17 protein-coding genes are annotated in these 16,646 nt (G+C 45.6%); 7 read left to right on the forward strand and 10 right to left on the reverse strand.

Annotated elements, in window-relative coordinates; all coding sequences use genetic code 11:
• Window positions 1-16 precede the first annotated feature (16 nt).
• Both ABJF92_RS02765 and ABJF92_RS02770 read right to left on the reverse strand, forming a co-directional pair.
• On the reverse strand, window positions 17-1,102 hold the full coding sequence (locus tag ABJF92_RS02765; protein WP_446814324.1) for a TRAP transporter substrate-binding protein: 1,086 nt from the start codon (window positions 1,100-1,102) through the stop codon (window positions 17-19).
• A gap of 254 nt (window positions 1,103-1,356) precedes the next feature.
• Window positions 1,357-2,019: a GDSL-type esterase/lipase family protein gene (locus tag ABJF92_RS02770; protein ID WP_446814325.1), complete on the reverse strand. Its 663-nt coding sequence runs from the start codon at window positions 2,017-2,019 to the stop codon at window positions 1,357-1,359.
• Between the two features lie 144 nt (window positions 2,020-2,163).
• On the opposite strand from ABJF92_RS02770, the gene ABJF92_RS02775 reads away from it, so the two are divergent.
• Window positions 2,164-2,919, forward strand: a complete 756-nt coding sequence (locus ABJF92_RS02775) for an ElyC/SanA/YdcF family protein (RefSeq protein ID WP_446814326.1) — start codon at window positions 2,164-2,166, stop codon at window positions 2,917-2,919.
• Window positions 2,920-2,974: 55 nt separating this feature from the next.
• Here the strand turns inward: ABJF92_RS02775 and ABJF92_RS02780 are convergent, their stop codons facing one another.
• Genes ABJF92_RS02780 through ABJF92_RS02790 form a run of 3 tightly spaced genes read right to left on the reverse strand, consistent with a single transcriptional unit; the run spans window position 2,975 to window position 5,308 of the window.
• Complete coding sequence (locus ABJF92_RS02780) at window positions 2,975-3,637, reverse strand: anthranilate synthase component II (RefSeq protein WP_446814327.1); 663 nt, start codon at window positions 3,635-3,637, stop codon at window positions 2,975-2,977.
• 10 nt (window positions 3,638-3,647) lie between these two features.
• Window positions 3,648-5,081: an anthranilate synthase component I family protein gene (locus tag ABJF92_RS02785; protein ID WP_446814328.1), complete on the reverse strand. Its 1,434-nt coding sequence runs from the start codon at window positions 5,079-5,081 to the stop codon at window positions 3,648-3,650.
• Window positions 5,078-5,308 carry a Trp family transcriptional regulator gene (locus tag ABJF92_RS02790; protein WP_446814329.1) on the reverse strand — a complete coding sequence of 77 codons (231 nt, stop codon included), beginning with the start codon at window positions 5,306-5,308 and terminating at the stop codon, window positions 5,078-5,080. The genes ABJF92_RS02785 and ABJF92_RS02790 overlap by 4 nt, the downstream gene beginning before the upstream one ends.
• Before the next feature lie 355 nt (window positions 5,309-5,663).
• Between ABJF92_RS02790 and ABJF92_RS02795 the strand changes: the two genes are divergently transcribed.
• From ABJF92_RS02795 to ABJF92_RS02820, 6 genes are all read left to right on the forward strand, one after another.
• Window positions 5,664-6,044: a hypothetical protein gene (locus ABJF92_RS02795; RefSeq protein ID WP_446814330.1), complete on the forward strand. Its 381-nt coding sequence runs from the start codon at window positions 5,664-5,666 to the stop codon at window positions 6,042-6,044.
• Between the two features lie 146 nt (window positions 6,045-6,190).
• Window positions 6,191-7,204 carry a thiosulfate ABC transporter substrate-binding protein CysP gene (gene cysP / locus ABJF92_RS02800; RefSeq protein ID WP_446814331.1) on the forward strand — a complete coding sequence of 338 codons (1,014 nt, stop codon included), beginning with the start codon at window positions 6,191-6,193 and terminating at the stop codon, window positions 7,202-7,204.
• A gap of 132 nt (window positions 7,205-7,336) precedes the next feature.
• Entirely contained in the window at window positions 7,337-8,197 is an 861-nt protein-coding gene (gene cysT, locus ABJF92_RS02805) for a sulfate/thiosulfate ABC transporter permease CysT (protein WP_446814332.1), read from the forward strand.
• 9 nt (window positions 8,198-8,206) lie between these two features.
• Window positions 8,207-9,067 (forward strand): sulfate ABC transporter permease subunit CysW, encoded by an 861-nt coding sequence (gene cysW, locus ABJF92_RS02810; RefSeq protein WP_446814333.1) that lies wholly within the window; start codon window positions 8,207-8,209, stop codon window positions 9,065-9,067.
• Window positions 9,068-9,075: 8 nt separating this feature from the next.
• Complete coding sequence (locus ABJF92_RS02815; RefSeq protein ID WP_446814334.1) at window positions 9,076-10,179, forward strand: sulfate/molybdate ABC transporter ATP-binding protein; 1,104 nt, start codon at window positions 9,076-9,078, stop codon at window positions 10,177-10,179.
• Between the two features lie 34 nt (window positions 10,180-10,213).
• On the forward strand, window positions 10,214-11,287 hold the full coding sequence (locus ABJF92_RS02820; protein ID WP_446814335.1) for a GlxA family transcriptional regulator: 1,074 nt from the start codon (window positions 10,214-10,216) through the stop codon (window positions 11,285-11,287).
• Window positions 11,288-11,358: 71 nt separating this feature from the next.
• Here the strand turns inward: ABJF92_RS02820 and cdd are convergent, their stop codons facing one another.
• The 5 genes from cdd to ABJF92_RS02845 all read right to left on the reverse strand — a co-directional run bounded on the left by cdd (window position 11,359) and on the right by ABJF92_RS02845 (window position 16,586).
• Window positions 11,359-11,760: a cytidine deaminase gene (gene cdd / locus ABJF92_RS02825; RefSeq protein WP_446814336.1), complete on the reverse strand. Its 402-nt coding sequence runs from the start codon at window positions 11,758-11,760 to the stop codon at window positions 11,359-11,361.
• A 1-nt stretch (window position 11,761) separates the two neighbouring features.
• Window positions 11,762-12,730 (reverse strand): ABC transporter permease, encoded by a 969-nt coding sequence (locus ABJF92_RS02830; RefSeq protein ID WP_446814337.1) that lies wholly within the window; start codon window positions 12,728-12,730, stop codon window positions 11,762-11,764.
• Window positions 12,731-12,740: 10 nt separating this feature from the next.
• Window positions 12,741-13,838, reverse strand: a complete 1,098-nt coding sequence (locus ABJF92_RS02835) for an ABC transporter permease (RefSeq protein WP_446814338.1) — start codon at window positions 13,836-13,838, stop codon at window positions 12,741-12,743.
• Window positions 13,835-15,388 (reverse strand): ABC transporter ATP-binding protein, encoded by a 1,554-nt coding sequence (locus ABJF92_RS02840; RefSeq protein WP_446814339.1) that lies wholly within the window; start codon window positions 15,386-15,388, stop codon window positions 13,835-13,837. Before ABJF92_RS02840 ends, ABJF92_RS02835 begins: the two co-directional genes overlap by 4 nt.
• 202 nt (window positions 15,389-15,590) lie before the next feature.
• Entirely contained in the window at window positions 15,591-16,586 is a 996-nt protein-coding gene (locus ABJF92_RS02845) for a BMP family lipoprotein (protein ID WP_446814340.1), read from the reverse strand.
• Window positions 16,587-16,646 lie beyond the last annotated feature (60 nt).

Here is a 16,646-nt window from a genome sequence, read left to right on the forward strand (position 1 = left end):
CGCCTTAAGAGAGGTTTTAGTCTGCTAGGGAATCAACACTATCTAAGTAAGCACGGTCAGAAATATTCGTCCAAACGCGAGCTTTTTCCATGTAAGCGGCTTGAGAATCAAGAATTTCTTTCGCTAGTGGATCCGCTGCTGCTTTTTCATCTAGCAATTCTTGGTTAGCTTTTTCCATAGCTACTAGAACGTCATGAGGGAAGGTTTTTACCTGAACATTCGGGTATTCGGTCTTCATTGTTACCCAGTTTTCAGCACTTTCGTGGTAAGACTGAATGTACATATCGTAAGACGCAAGCTTCATAGAAGTGTTCAAGATAGCACGAAGGTCATCTGGCAATTTCTTCCAAGTACGCTCATTTACTAAGAACTGAAGTTCCGTTGCAGGCTCATGCCAGCCTGTGTAGTAGTAAGGGGCGATTTTGTGGAAGCCCATACGTAGATCAAGAGAAGGACCTACCCACTCAAGTGCATCGATAGTGCGACGCTCAAGGGCTGTGTATAGCTCGCCAGAGGCAATGTTCGTTGGTTTAGCACCCAGTTTCGCCATAACTTCACCAGCGAAGCCAGGGATACGCATTTTTAGACCTTTAAGGTCGTCAAGAGAGTTGATTTCTTTTTGGAACCAACCACCCATTTGGTTACCTGTGTTACCACCTGGGAAAGACAACAGGCCAAATGGCTTGTAGACTTTTTGCATCAAGTCCATACCACCACCGTGATAGAACCATGCATATTGCTCTGGCGCTGTCATACCGAAAGGCATCGTTGTGAAATACAACGTATTTGGCACTTTACCTTTCCAGTAATAAGACGCTGAGTGGCCCATGTCGTATTGACCAGAGCGAACCATGTCAAAAACACCAAATGGCGCTTTATGCTTATTCGCTGAGTCGATGGTGATTTTTAAACGTCCGTTAGACATTTCTTCTGCAATGCGGGCCATGTTACGTGGCGCATCACCAAAAATTGGGAAGTTAGAGGACCAAGTTTCGGCCATCTTAAGTTTGTATACGCGATCTGCAGAGAAAGCAGGTAGAGAGAAGGTACTAATGGTCACTGCCGCAGCAGCGATTAGAGTGGTAAATTTCAAGGATTTCATTGTTTTTATCATCCTGTTATCAAATTAAGAAGTAACCATTGCATCAAGTAACAGGAAAACATCAACAAATTAGGCAGGACACCCTTACCTTAATCTGCTTTACCTATGCCTATGATGGCTATGCACTTCGTTTATTTTTATTGAACGGTTAAAGCAGGATGGATCATGCACCGCTTAGAAAGCGCAAACAATTCGTACGAATACCGAAAAGGACGTAAAAACTACGCAGACAGATAAGTATTAATACGTAGAAACTAGAGATGTTTTTGCAAAAAGACCTCGATGGCACTCGCCCAAAGGGGATATTGGCTGGCATTTGGGTGCAAATAATCCGCCATTACCTCACCACTCAAGTAGCCCTCCCTATCTAAAAAAAGGGCAGATAAATCACGATAAAAAACCGTTTCCTCATCAGCAAATTTCTCAACTAAGGTATTTATCTTATCATTTAGGCAACGCAATTTTTGTGTTGGCTTGGCGCTACGAGGAAAAACCGCGAGTAACAAAATTTTAGTAGTAGGGAGTCTCTCTTTCAGCTGCTCGAGAATGCACTTCACCCCAAGTGCCGTCTCTTCAGCTGGGTCCTGACGGTGGCCAGTATTGTTCGTTCCAACTAACAGCACCAGCACCTTAGGGGCAATACCATCCAACTCTCCGTTGGCAATACGCCACAACACATGCTCGGTACGATCTCCAGAAAAGCCTAAGTTTAAGGCTCCTCGGGGCTGATAGTATTCTTGCCAGACAGAAAGACCTTTATCTTCCCAAGCATGGGTAATGGAATCCCCAAGAAACACCAGATTAACGCTTTCCATGGCCGACTTTTCTTGCTGCTTTTGCTGATGGCGTGGCAGCCACCATTCTGCTTCTTGAGGACAAGCTTGAATGGCTAATGGTGTATTGTCCGTGGTGGACATAAAGGCTCCTTCTTTAGTGGTGAAATTCTAGTGAGCGATTGTCACCTTGCTCGTGGTCACTGTCACAAATTCGTTTCCATCGTCTGGCAATATCTTTACCCTAGAGACATGAATTCATAAAGCTATTAAGTTGAGTAAAACGTTATGAGCTGGGTGTTATTTTATCTTAAAAAAGTCATTGGCATGTTACTCATGCCCATCCCCTTCACCTTAATGCTACTGATCGTCAGCTTATTCCTCATGAGAAAATGGCCAAACATGGCTCGATTAGGTTTGGTTGCGAGTATTTTATTACTCGCAACCACCAGTTGGGAGCCTATATCGAATCGACTGATTACTACGGTCGAACAGGATTTTGCAGTGTTTAATACCCAACAAAACATTGATTTCGTGGTGGTATTGGGAAGCGGTCATAAAAATATCAGCAATCAGCCAGCAGTAATGGCTTTAGGGCAGAGCGCGTTATTTCGCCTAGAAGAAGGGCTACGCATCTTAAAAGCTAACCCTAAAGCACAGTTATTTGTCTCCGGCTATTCTGGTCCCATGCAAGAACCTCATGCCTATGTCATGCGCAAAGCCGCCATGGAACTCGGCGTTTCCGAGGATCGCATCCGTTCTTTCCCTGAGGCCAAAGATACCCAAGAAGAAGCTCAAAGCATGGCCCCTTACCTAACCGGAAAGCGGGTGGCCTTAGTGACCGAAGCTTCCCATCTGAAACGTGCCAAGATTTATTTCGACACCCTCGATGCCCAAATTTATCCTGCGCCAGCGCTGTTTCTGGGTTCCGATACTAGCGGCTGGAAAATCAGTGCTTACGGTGCGTACCAGAGTGAAAGAACTTTTTATGAATGGCTCGGACGCATTTGGCAATGGCTAAAAGATACGCCTTCAGAGACCTAACCTGATACAAAAAGACCGCTTCGATAAGCGGTCTTTTTGCGATATAACGACTTAGTTAGGCTTGAAATAAAAAGTTTTTAATCAAGTCTTTGCCGCCTTCCGTAGCAAAAGATTCTGGGTGAAATTGAATGCCTTGAATCGGATACTCTTTATGACGAACCCCCATCAATTCAAACTCACCTCCCTGATGAATGGCTGCCAAGTTGTTAAAGTCTGCTGACGCTAACTCCCCAACGGATGCGGTAACTTCCAGCACATCAGGGAAACTTTCGGCTTGAGCAATTAATGAGTGATAACGCATGACTTCAAGCTGGTCGGGAATATCGTAAAAGATGCCTTCGCCGTTATGGTTGATCGGGCTGGTTTTACCATGCATCGGCAAAGGCGCTTTCACAACTTGGCCGCCAAATACATGACAGATACCTTGCATGCCTAGGCACACGCCCATTAACGGAATGGTTTTACCAAACTCTAAAATTACCTCAGCGCACACACCAAAGTAAGCTTTATCGTCTGGTGAGCCCGGCCCCGGAGAAATGATAATTCTATCGGGCGCCGCTTGGCGGATATCTTCTAGGGTGACTTCGTCATTACGTTTTACGATCACTTCAAACTGGTGCAGTGCACCTTGGCTCACTTCCGTTTCCAAAACCTCACCAATAAACTGATACAGGTTATAAGTGAAGGAGTCGTAGTTATCGATAATATAAACTTTCATCTTGCCTTCCTTAAACCTTATCTTGTGAATTATCGGGAGCGAAACTGTCTAATACTCGTTTCGTGCCCGCAAATTTACGCTGAATTTCTTCGTACTCATCTTCTGCATTGGAGTCATAAACATTACCACCGCAGGTTTGTACATAGGCTTTATTGCCATTAGCGAACACAGTACGAATCGGAATGGCAAACATGCAATCACCGTTAAATGAAAACTGACCTACCGCACCGCCGTATGGCCCACGACCGTCGTTTTCTAGATCATCAATGATCTTCATGGCTTCAATTTTTGGCGCGCCGGTCAGCGTACCGGCAGGAAAATTACTCGCCAGGGCGGAGAACATGTCATGATCTTCCGCCATAATGCCAACAATCTCACTGGAGATATGCTGCACGTGACTAAAGCGCTTAATGTCCATGAGTGAGCGCACTTTCACCGTACCAAAACGTGCCACACGGCCAATATCGTTACGGTGCAAGTCTACGATCATGTTATGTTCCGCAATTTCTTTCGGGTCATTCAGTAAGGCACGCGCCAAAGCGGTGTCTTCTGTGGCATTTTTACCACGTTTTGCCGTTCCCGCTAGTGGGAAGGTTTCCATTTCTCCCTGACGGACGCGGAACAACAACTCAGGGCTAGCCCCAATGACTTTTTGTTCACCAAATTTGATGTAATACATTTGCGGAGATGGGTTAACCTCACGCAACTGCTCGTACAAATTGATGGTGTCGCCTTCTAGGTCAAACCACTTTTTGAAGCCCACCTCACATTGGAAAATCTTACCGTCGATGATGTCTTGTTTAACCTTCGCTACCGCATCTGCATGATCCGTCTTGGTCATCGACTCCCCTACTGGGCGAACCACAAAAGGGCCATTTTCAGGGGTAGGTTCCGCCATCATTTCCTTCACAAGATCCACACGATTACCGGTTAAATCGCCGTCCTCGTAGTAGAAATAGAAAACTTCACCTGTCATCTTGTCTAAGATCAAACCGTCTTTGAACAGTCCAAAGCGGAATGCATCGAACATTTCACTGGCTTGTAGATCTAAACTCGGCTCGAAGTAGTTCATACTATCGTAACCAATATAACCCGTTAACCCACCAGCAAAACCACGAGACAAGATGTTTTGTGGCACGATATCCCGCAATAAATAGTAAGGGTTGTCCGATTCATAAGCTTCTGTAGTGCCATCTCGCTCTTGAATAAACAGCTTCTTACCTTCTGCCCAGATCAGTTTTTCAGGGTCAAAACCTATGATGGAGTGACGGGAGATAAAACTCTCTTCCCCAAGTGACTCCAACATAAAGCAGTTGTCAAAACGCTTCTCCACCTTCTTGAATAAGGCAAAAAAGTCACAATCCGAACTGATGGTAATGTACTTAGGCTTTCTCGGTAGCGTAATACGCTCCGGTCTTTTTTGATAATAAGACTGGCTGCTCATGATTCTTTTAATTCCTTAAATGCTCGGGAGCCACGGGTCACCGTAGCAATTCCAACCCCTAGCTGTTTGGCTATCTCGCGCTGGGGCACACCTTGCTCTAGCAAGGCAAAAATCTGTAAACGATGCTGAAGTTCACCCAGCTCGTTAGGGGTTAGTAAAGCGGTCAAACGCTTGGCCAACTCGCCATCATCGTTCGCGACCTTTAGAAACTGAATTAAGTCCTGCATAAATTCGACTCTTGCTTGGGGCTTTAATTTACGCCATGTATTCGCGTACTAGTACAGTAATTCATTTCTTATCATTAGGCAACTGGATAACCAGCAAGAAGAGAATTAATATTTTGGTTATTTAAAGCGCAAATGCTATTAATATGGGCAGCCCTGTAGATTGACTAATCTCAACCTTACAAAACTTAAAAAATCCATCTCCTTGCTCGAATGCCATGTTCAACATGGCGGCCTTCTTCAGGCAACCTCACTCTACTTTTCTTGTAAATTTGTGTAAGAAACGTTCACCCTATTACGACTAATCGTTATTCTCACACTTTATAGAACATTTTTTCATCACTTAGGGGTAAATCTGATGGGTATTGTAATGACTGTTTTTATGGCGCTTGCATTACTTTTATTAGTACCAAACCCTTTTCGTGCAAGGCTGAAAACTCAGCAAGATTGGTTATCGACTCTCATTCTGCTCGCCGGTATTTGGAATCTCTTTTGGTACGGTAGTCAGCATTTAGGTGAATTTTGGGGGAATATGGCCTGTGTATCTGGCGCATTAATGATACTGGCGAGTTTCCCAATGTTGCCAGCGAAACGTTGGCCAGCTCCCATAAGCAGCCGGTTGCAAAGTTTACAAAAAAAAGCCCGAGGGTTTCCGCAAGGGCTATTTGAACTCAGCTTAGCTGGCTTATTTTTATGCTTCTGTTTCTACTGCTACACCATTATCAGCCTTAACCTTTAAGGGGGTCTTTTGGTTATTTTTTGCTCATAATTTATCGCGACAACCATATTCCAAAAAAGTTCAATTCGATCAATTGTAATAACAAAATCTTTTAAGTAGAATCTCCCTCACAATTGAGAATAACTGTTATTTCCGCTGAGGGACCTATGAAATTGAAATCACGCTTTTACCAATCTATTGCTGGTGCTGTCTTACTAACGAGTGCTGCTCAAGCCTCTGCAGCGGATCAGACTATCCTAAACACCTCATACGACATTGCACGTGAGTTGTTCGCGACTTATAACCCTACTTTTGAAAAACACTGGCAAGAAAAAACAGGACAAACGATCGAAATTAAACAGTCTCACGCGGGCTCTTCTAAGCAAGCCAACGCTATCATGAATGGCTTACAAGCCGATGTGGTGACCTTTAACCAGGTGACAGACGTTCAAGTTTTGCATGATCGCGCAAAAATGATCCCAGCGGATTGGAAAGACGCTTTCCCGAATGCCAGCTCTCCTTATTACTCCACGACGGCTTTCTTGGTTCGCAAAGGCAATCCAAAGAATATTCAAAGCTGGGGTGATTTAGTTCGTGATGACGTCGCGCTAGTTTTCCCGAATCCGAAAACATCTGGTAATGGTCGCTACACGTATTTAGCGGCTTATGGCTATGCTCAGAAAACCTTTGGTAAAGACAAGGAAAGCCAAATTGATGACTTCCTTGCGAGTTTCCTAAAAAACGTTGCGGTATTTGATACCGGCGGTCGTGGTGCGACGACAACATTTGTTGAGCGCGGCATTGGTGACGTACTGATTACTTTTGAATCTGAAGTAAACAACATTCGCAACCAATACGGGGCTGACGAATACCAAGTGGTGGTACCAAAAACGTCCATCTTGGCCGAATTCCCTGTGGCCGTTGTCAGCAAAAATGCTAAAAAACACGGCACAGAAGAAGTATCAACGGAATACTTAAACTACCTATACAGCGAAGCATCTCAGCGTCTGTTAGCCGGCTTTAACTACCGTATTCACAATGATGTTGTAAAAGCTGAATTTGCTGAGACATTCCCTGAAGTAACACTGCTTACTGTTGAAGAAATCGCGGGCGGCTGGCCAAAAGCGACCCAAGAAATCTTTAAAAACGGTGGCAAGCTCGACAAATTACAACGTCGATAACGGTCGCTGAACGACTAAGCCGGGTACGCATTGCGTGCCCGGCTTTTGTGCATTCTATTGGCAACGCTTTATGGCGTATTTCAACCACTCCATTAGCGGCTTCTACTAAGCCCGATTCGCATAGGCATATACATGGCAACAAATTTAAGCGTGTCTGCAACACGCCCTAAACATAAACGCGTACTACCTGGCCTAGGTTTAAGCCTCGGGACTTCGTTGTTGTTTATCAGCCTTGTCATGCTATTGCCCATGACAGGTTTAGTCATGCAGTCCGTTGAGATGGGCTGGGATGAATACTGGTATGTAATCAGTGATGAACGGGTAGTTGCCAGTTATAAAGTCACTCTCTGGGCCGCCTTTCTTGCCTCTATTTTCAATGGCTTCTTAGGTTTATTGCTGGCTTGGGTACTAGTGCGCTATGAATTCCCAGGGCGACGCATCCTTGATGCCCTTGTGGATTTACCCTTTGCTCTGCCCACTGCTGTGGCGGGCATTACCCTCGCCACCTTGTATGCGCAAAATGGCTGGTATGGGCAAGTGCTCAGCAGCCTAGGCATCAAGGTCGCCTACACACCTGTTGGCATCGTGCTCGCTATGGCCTTCACCAGCATTCCTTTTGTTGTGCGGACGGTACAGCCTGTTTTAGAAGAACTCTCCGCGGAAGAAGAAGAGGCAGGGATGACCCTTGGTGCTTCAGATTGGTCGGTCTTTCGTCGGGTTATCTTTCCAGCCCTCTGGCCATCGCTAATGACAGGTGTAGCCCTGTCGTTCACTCGCAGTCTCGGTGAATTTGGCGCTGTTATCTTTATTGCGGGCAACATGCCTTATGTGAGTGAAATCACTTCACTGATGATTTTTGTCAGCCTACAGGAATTTAACTTCCCTGCTGCCAGCGCCATCGCCTCGGTAGTGTTAATGGCTTCTTTAGTGTTGTTATTTGCCATCAACCTTTGGCAGGCTCGCTACTTGCGCCGCCTACACGGCCGTCGCTAGGAGATTATTATGAGTAAGCAGAAACACGCTTCCCAATTACGCGTCGGCGATAGCCCTTGGGTAAAATGGTCTTTAATCGGGCTGACGCTAATCTTAACGATGCTGTTACTGGTCGTACCGCTAATCAGTATTTTCCAGCAAGCCTTTGCACTGGGCGTATCTCACTACTTTAGTAGCCTCATTGAAGCCGATACATTGCATGCCGTTGGCTTAACGCTCTTGGTCGCCGCCTTAACCGTTCCCATTAACTTGGTCTTCGGGGTTATGCTGGCATGGTCCGTCACACGCTTCGAATTCCCTGGCCGTAAGGTGTTAATGACGCTATTAGACATCCCATTTGCCATGTCGCCCGTGGTCGCCGGTTTGTTGTATCTTTTGTTGTACGGCAACAATGGTTGGATAGGCGCCATGCTATACGATGCTGACATTCAGCTAATGTTTGCCTGGCCAGGTATTGTCATGGTGACTGTCTTTGTGACCTGTCCTTTTGTGGCTCGGGAGCTCATTCCGCTTATGCAGCAGCAAGGCCGAGAAGATGAAGAAGCCGCCGTCATTTTAGGCGCCTCCGGCTGGCAACTGTTCCGTCGAGTCACTTTGCCGAACATTAAATGGGCGCTGATTTACGGAGTGATTTTAACCAACGCTCGTGCCGTAGGAGAGTTCGGGGCAGTCTCTGTGGTTTCCGGCAATATTCGCGGAGAAACCAACACCCTACCTTTGCATGTACAGTTGCAATATGAGGACTACCAAGCCGCGGCAGCCTTTGCCAGTGCGTCTCTATTAGCCATTATTGCCCTAATAACCCTGCTCTTTAAAGCCTTCGTCGAGTGGCGACAAGAACGCAGTTTGAACATTGATACAGATAAATAGGTGACACCATGAGCATACTTATTGAAAACATTTCCAAGCAGTTCGGTAACTTTCAAGCCCTGTCGCCTCTTTCTTTGTCGATCGATGAAGGTGAGATGATAGGACTACTTGGCCCTTCTGGGTCAGGCAAGACTACTTTGTTGCGGATTATTGCTGGCTTAGAAGGTGCGGATAGTGGTCGTATTCAATTCGCTGATAGAGACGTAACCAACTTGCATGTACGAGATCGTCGCGTAGGTTTTGTGTTTCAAAACTACGCCCTGTTTCGCCACATGACAGTGGCTGATAACGTTGCTTTTGGCCTTGAAGTACTACCAAAACAACAACGCCCTAACAAAAGCGACATTCAGCAAAGGGTCAAACACTTGCTTGAAATGGTACAGCTTGGTCACCTTGCTAATCGCTACCCGTCACAACTATCTGGCGGCCAAAAGCAGCGTATCGCGCTAGCAAGAGCGTTAGCCACAAAACCAGAAGTATTACTGCTTGATGAGCCGTTTGGCGCGCTTGATGCGAAAGTCCGTAAAGAGTTGCGTCGTTGGCTAAGAGGTCTTCACGACGAGCTAGGCTTTACCAGCGTATTTGTGACCCATGACCAAGAAGAAGCCTTAGAACTGTCTGATCGCGTTGTGGTGATGAGCAATGGACATATTGAGCAAATCGACGCGCCTGGCGCTTTATACAGCACGCCAAACAGTCGCTTTGTATTTGATTTCCTCGGTAATGCCAATGTCTTTGACGCCACAGTCAGCAATAACCAATGGCAAAACGGTGACGCGAGCCTAACCCTACCAGAAGGGCTTTCCCCACAGGATGGACAGGTCTACATTCGTTCCCATGAATTCACGATAGGAACAGAAGCCTCAGCACAAGCGAATTTACCATTGAGGATCCTCGCCATTAATCCTATTGGTGCAGAAGTACGCTTTGAACTAGAGCCTGTAGGCTGGCAAAGCCAAGAGGTTTGGGAAATTGACCTGACTCACAAATACTGTGACCAACAGAGTTTTGAAAAAGGCCAAATTCTCTACGCTACGCCTAAACACGGCTACTTTTTTGCTCAAGACACACAACAGCCTAGGCAGATTAACTGGTCATTAAAACTCTGCTAATATACTGGCCAAGTTTTAGCCCAAGGAATTAGAAATGTTAGGTCATAGTAAGAATAAAACTAGCGTGGATTCTAATTTCAAAAGTCATCTAAGACATTCGAACTTGGTACGAAGCAAGCCACAGACAACGCCATCAAAACCGTTAAGAAAAGCAAGTTTTGTGCTACTTGATCACTTTTCAATGTCATCTTTTTCCGTTGCTCTCGACTCTCTCGTGACATTTAATTTGATTAATGATGAACAAGTCTACGAATGTGATACCTACAGTGTAGGTTGCCACAATACGGTAATGTCCGACATTTCAATTGAACTGAATACTAGCGGCAATATTAACGACATTCAGGTCGATAAGAACTCAATTTTGATTATTTGCGGTGGATTTCGAAATCAACTCCAACCTTTCCCTCTATTGAATAAAAAAATTCTTGAAGCAGACCAACATCAAGCGACCATTATTGGACTATGGAATGGTAGCTTTTACATCGCGGATAGTAAGATCAAAAAGAACAGCCCAATCTCTATTCATCAAGAAAACAAAGCCATCATGGGGGAGCGATTCCCGGACTTAAACCTATCCTCGTCACCGTATTCAGAAGATAATTTTGTCTTAACTTGCTCTGGACCGAATAGCACTCTAGATATGATGCTAATGTTTATAGAAAAGGAGCATGGCAAAGAAAGCGCAAAGGCCATCGTAGAAGTCATCGCATCAGATAGATCCCCTACAACTGACGCCAAAATAACCAATCATTTTTTACTAGCGGATTCCAATATTCCTGAGTGCATTAAAGAAGCAATCACTCTGATGGAAAATAATATTGAAGACATCTTAACGATTGATGAAATAACTCAGCTTGTCGGTATCTCAAGAAGACAGATAGAGCGACTATTTAAGAGTAATATCGGTGTCACACCAGCTCGCTATTACATGGAGCAGCGGTTAACTCGTGCCAGACAGCTCCTACAGCAATCGCGCTTAAGTATTTTACAGGTCGCTATAGCTTGTGGCTTTGTTTGTACAGCTCATTTTAGCCGAACCTTCCATCGCTTCTTTAACCAATCACCGACCGAAGTGAGAAATAGCGCAGCTTGCAAAGACAATCGATAAGCGTGCTAACCAATACAGCCATGATGTATCGCTGTATTGGTAACACGCCATTATCTTATGCTTTGGTTGAATTAAATAAGGTTTTCCGGGCCAAAAGAGAAGGGCAATAACTCTTCCATGGTCATGGATTTTCGCACACCTTGCGGGCCACAGATATGGATCATGGTGTCTGCGGAGGCGAACTCGCGAATCTTCTGGCGACAACCGCCACAAGGGGTCACAAGTTGTTCACCTTGCCCAGTGACATAGATGTCTTTAATCTGAGTCTCTCCAGCCAGCACCATGGCGGCGATAGCACCCGCTTCGGCACAAGTCCCTTCTGGATAGGCGGCATTCTCAACATTACACCCCGAGAAATGATGGCCGTTACTTGTTTCGATCGCCGCACCAACCGAGAATTTTGAGTAAGGCACATAGGCCTTACTCATGGCTTGCTGAGCCAAATCCAGCAGTTCTGTTTTAACCGCTGCCATCTTAGGCTCGCTCTTTAACATAAGGTCGACCAACGGCTTTTGGCCCTACCGCTTTACCGATAAAACCAGCCAGTAAGAGTACCGTCAATACATAAGGTAATACCTCGATCGCTTGTACTGGTACTTCACCAATACCAGGGATGACGACACCTTGTAGACGAACCGCAACCGCATCAAGGAAGCCAAACAGCAAACAAGCAAATAACACAGGCACTGGACGCCACTTACCGAAGATCAAGGCAGCCAAGGCCATGTAGCCCTTACCAGCACTCATGTCTTTCAAGAAGCCTGCGTTATGAGCCGTAGACAAATAAGCCCCAGCGATACCACAAAGCACACCACAAATGATCAAAGCGCGATAGCGAACCAAAGCAACTGAGATACCCGCGGTATCTACGGCATGAGGGTTTTCCCCTGTGGCGCGTAAACGCAAGCCAAAGCGGGTTTTATAAACCACCCAGTAGGTTGCAGGGACCATCAAGAAAGCCAGATAAACCAATACGTTATGACCACTTAACAATTCAGAGTAGATAAGCCCGATAACAGGCACATCCGCTAAAGCATCGGCGAATGGGAAAGTAATAGACAGGAAGCGTGCATCACCGCTCAGTGTTGGCGTTTGTCCGCCCATACCGAACCAATCTAACCCCAAGGTCACGGTTAAGCCTGCGACCACTGTGTTGATGGCCACACCCGATACAATGTGATCACCACGATGGGTAATACAAGCAAAGCCGTGCACCATGGCTAAGAAAACCGATGCCAGAATACCAAAGCCAAGCCCAATCCAAGCCGAGCCGTATACGGCAGCACCTGCTGCAGCGGCAAAGGCACTACCGAGGATTTTGCCCTCTAGGCCGATATCTACGATACCTGAACGTTCAGCGTACAAGCCAGCCAAGGCCGCTAAGATCAGTGGCGTCGATACGCGCATAGTCGCATCTAAAATAAGTATTAATGTCTCAAACATAATTTATCTCCTATGCCACCGCTCGACGAATAAAGAAGCCTTCGATGCGGTCCTTAAACATATGTTCAAGCGCGCCTGAGAATAAGATGACCAAACCTTGAATCACCACGACAATTTCTGGGGTAATGGTGGGAATTTCAAACGCCAACTCCGCACCACCTTGATATAGAGCACCAAACAAGATCGATGCCATGATGATACCAACCGGATGATTACGCCCCATCAATGACACAGCAATACCGGCAAAACCGTAACCCGCTGTAAAGTTAAGCAAAAGGTTGTGGTTCACCCCCATAATCTCGTTAATGCCCACAAAGCCAGCTAACCCACCCGAGATCAGCATGACCCAGATGGTCACTTTCACTGTATCGATACCCGCGTATTTAGCCGCCGTTGGGTTGGTTCCCAAAGTTCGTAGTTGGTAGCCCCAGCGAGTATGCCAGATCAAGCCCCAAACTAAGACACAACATACTAACGCCCACAAGAAAGCCATGTTTAACGGTGAATCACCGATTTCAATGCCAAGTGGGGAAAGTAGCTCATGCAAGTAAGGAAGCCACGCACTTTCCTCGAAAGTACGACTGTTCGGTGCCATGCGGCCATCTTCTTTTAGCCAGTTCACCATCAGGTAAACCATTAAAGAAGAAGCGATAAAGTTAAACATGATGGTCGTGATTACGATGTGGCTACCTCGCTTGGCCTGCAAGTAGGCAGGAATATACGCCCAACCAGCACCAAACACCGCCGCACCAATAATCGCTAATGGTGCAATCACATAAAAAGGCAAAGTATGGTCAAAAGCCAAACAAACTAAACCAACCCCAAGACCACCAATGTAAGCTTGGCCTTCACCACCAATGTTAAATAGACCCGCTTTAAATGCCACAGATACAGCTAGGCCGGTAAAAATAAAGTTAGTGGCGTAGTAAAGGGTATAACCGACGCCTTCATCGTAACCAAACGCGCCGTAAATGAGATAACCTGCCGCTTCAATTGGGTTCTCACCAATGGCCAAAATAACCAAACCAGAGACCAAAAAAGCTAACATAATGTTCAAAAATGGAATTAGGGCAACATTCACCCAAGCTGGAACCTTCGCCTGACTCATGCGGTCTCTCCTACTGTTTCTTCTTCATAGGCATTCGCCATCATCAAGCCAAGCTTACGCTCATCAGCGTCTTTCGCATCAAGCTCGCCAACAACCGCACCATCAAACATCACTAAAATGCGATCACTCAGCGCCATAATCTCGTCCAATTCTACTGACACTAGCAAAATGGCTTTGCCAGCATCTCTAAGTTTTACTATTTGCTCGTGAATGTTTTCAATCGCACCGATATCTACCCCACGAGTTGGCTGACCGATCAACAGCACATCTGGGTTTTGCTCTACTTCACGGGCGATAACAATCTTTTGCTGATTACCGCCTGAAAAATTAGCAGTCTTTAAATGCGGGTTCGGTGGTCGAACATCCCAAGCCGCCATGCGCTCGTTACATTCATCCAACATTACGGTGCGATTCATGAGGATCTTGCCATTGTATGCATCGGAATTATGGTAACCCAGCACAGCCGCTTCATAAGCTTCAAAGCCCGTAACCAAACCCATTTTATGACGATCTTCTGGCACATGAGCCATTTTCAAATCACGCATTTGAGCAGCATTTTTTGGTGTCTTTGCATTAATTACTTCACCAGAGAAACGAATCTCGCCGTCGCTCATAGATTCAATGCCAGACAATACATTGAGCAACTCGCTTTGACCGTTACCAGATACCCCAGCGATGCCAACGATTTCTCCAGCTCGAAGGTCTACATTAACGTTTTTCAAACGTTGCACACCTTGGCTGTCATATAAAGAAAGGTTTTTTGCACTCAGTGTTACTTGGCTCGGCTGTGCGTCGTCTTTATCGACCACCAAACGCACTTTTTTACCGACCATCAGCTCAGCCAGTTCATCTGTATTGGTTTGGGAAGTTTGACGATGTGCGACCATTTGGCCTTGGCGCATAACCGAAATATTGTCGGTAGAGGCCATGATTTCTCGCAGTTTATGTGTGATCAATAAAACGGTCACACCCTGCTCTTTTAAGGACTTCAATACACGAAATAGATGGTCAGCTTCTTGTGGTGTCAGCACGCCTGTTGGTTCATCAAGAATTAGGATGCGCGCACCACGATACAAAGCTTTTAGAATTTCAACGCGCTGCTGGAGGCCAACAGGTAGCTCTTCCACCACCGCATCAACATCAATATCTAGACTGTATTCCTGCGCAAGTCTTTGCAATTCAACTCGAGCTGTATCCATCCCTTCTTTTAATAAGGATCCGCCTTCTGCGCCCAATACAACATTTTCCAATACCGTGAAGTTTTCCACCAACATAAAGTGCTGGTGAACCATGCCAATTCCGGAGTGGATCGCTTCTTGAGAATTACGAATATCGACGCGCTTCCCATCTACTTCAATATAACCTGTATCCGCTTCATAGAAGCCATATATGATACTCATTAAGGTAGATTTTCCCGCACCATTTTCACCGATAATACCGTGAATAGTGCCCGCGGGGACTTGTAGGCAAATGTCTTTGTTGGCTTGTACTGCCCCAAAACGTTTGCTGATATCGCGCAATTCAATTGCGTATGGCGTTTTATTTGTCATATTTTAATAATGGTTCGTCTGCTATAAATTAAGACGGACTGAATACACTGTGAACAATACACACCCAGTTCATCTGTCACTTTTTTAGTCTAATGGCAATGAAGGCAGGCAACCAAAATTCCTTTAGGTTCATTCATTTCAAAACACTAAAACAAAAAAACAGCCACTCACCTATCATGGCGAGTAGCTGTTTTTCATACGATTAATATGCGCAGGTATTGTCTGACATGTAATCGTGAACGTTAATTTCACCGCTAATGATTTTCGCGGAAATTTCTTTCATTTTGGCTTTCATTTCAGAGGTGATCAAGTTGGCATTGTGCTCATCTTGCGCCCAATCGATACCGCCCTCAGCTAGACCAAGAACAGTAAAGCCTGCTTCCCATTCATCGGCCGCCGCTTCGCTGTAAGCATTGTAAGCCGCTTGGTCAACACGCTTAACCATAGAGCTTAGCATTGTGCCTGGCTGCAAGTGGTTTTGGTTTGAGTCGACACCAATAGCAAACTTGCCTTCATCTTTTGCCGCTTGGTAAACACCAATACCCGTACCGCCTGCAGCAGCGAAGACTACGTCTGCACCTTGAGAGAATTGGCTTTTCGCAAGTTCAGAACCCTTAGTCGGGTCATTAAACGCTGCGCCTGTTGAGCCTGTCATGTTTTGAATTACCGTTGCGTCTGCAGAGATGTATTTAGCACCTTGCTCATAGCCACAACCGAATTTACGAATAAGAGGGATATCCATTCCGCCAACAAAACCAACCGTGTTGGTTTTGGAAGCCATAACAGCCAAAGCACCTACAAGGAAAGAACCTTCGTGCTCTTTAAACACAATGGATTGTACGTTTGGAAGGTCAATCACGCCATCAATGATGCTGAAATGGATTTCAGGAAAATCTTTCGCAACTTTCTCAACCGCTGACGTCATAGAGAAGCCAACAGCGACAATAGGTGAGTAGCCACGCTTCGCCAAACGGCGCAAACCTTGCTCTACCTGTGCTTCATTCTTAGGTTCAAATTCACGAACTTGAATGCTGGTATCTGCTGTATAGCGCTGAACGCCATTGAAGACACCTTCGTTAAAAGATTTATCGAATTTACCTGCTTGGTCATAAACAACCGCAGGTTTACTATCTGCAGCTTGAACCATACCTGCCGAAATGGCTAGCGCTGTAGCGGACGCAAGAAAGACACCTTTCATTCCAATTCCTCTTCTCTTTTTTAATTATAGTTAGACAGTAAAAACTGTCTATTCGGTCAA

The organism is Marinomonas sp., assembly GCF_039940335.1.
In the GTDB taxonomy this organism is placed as follows: domain Bacteria; phylum Pseudomonadota; class Gammaproteobacteria; order Pseudomonadales; family Marinomonadaceae; genus Marinomonas.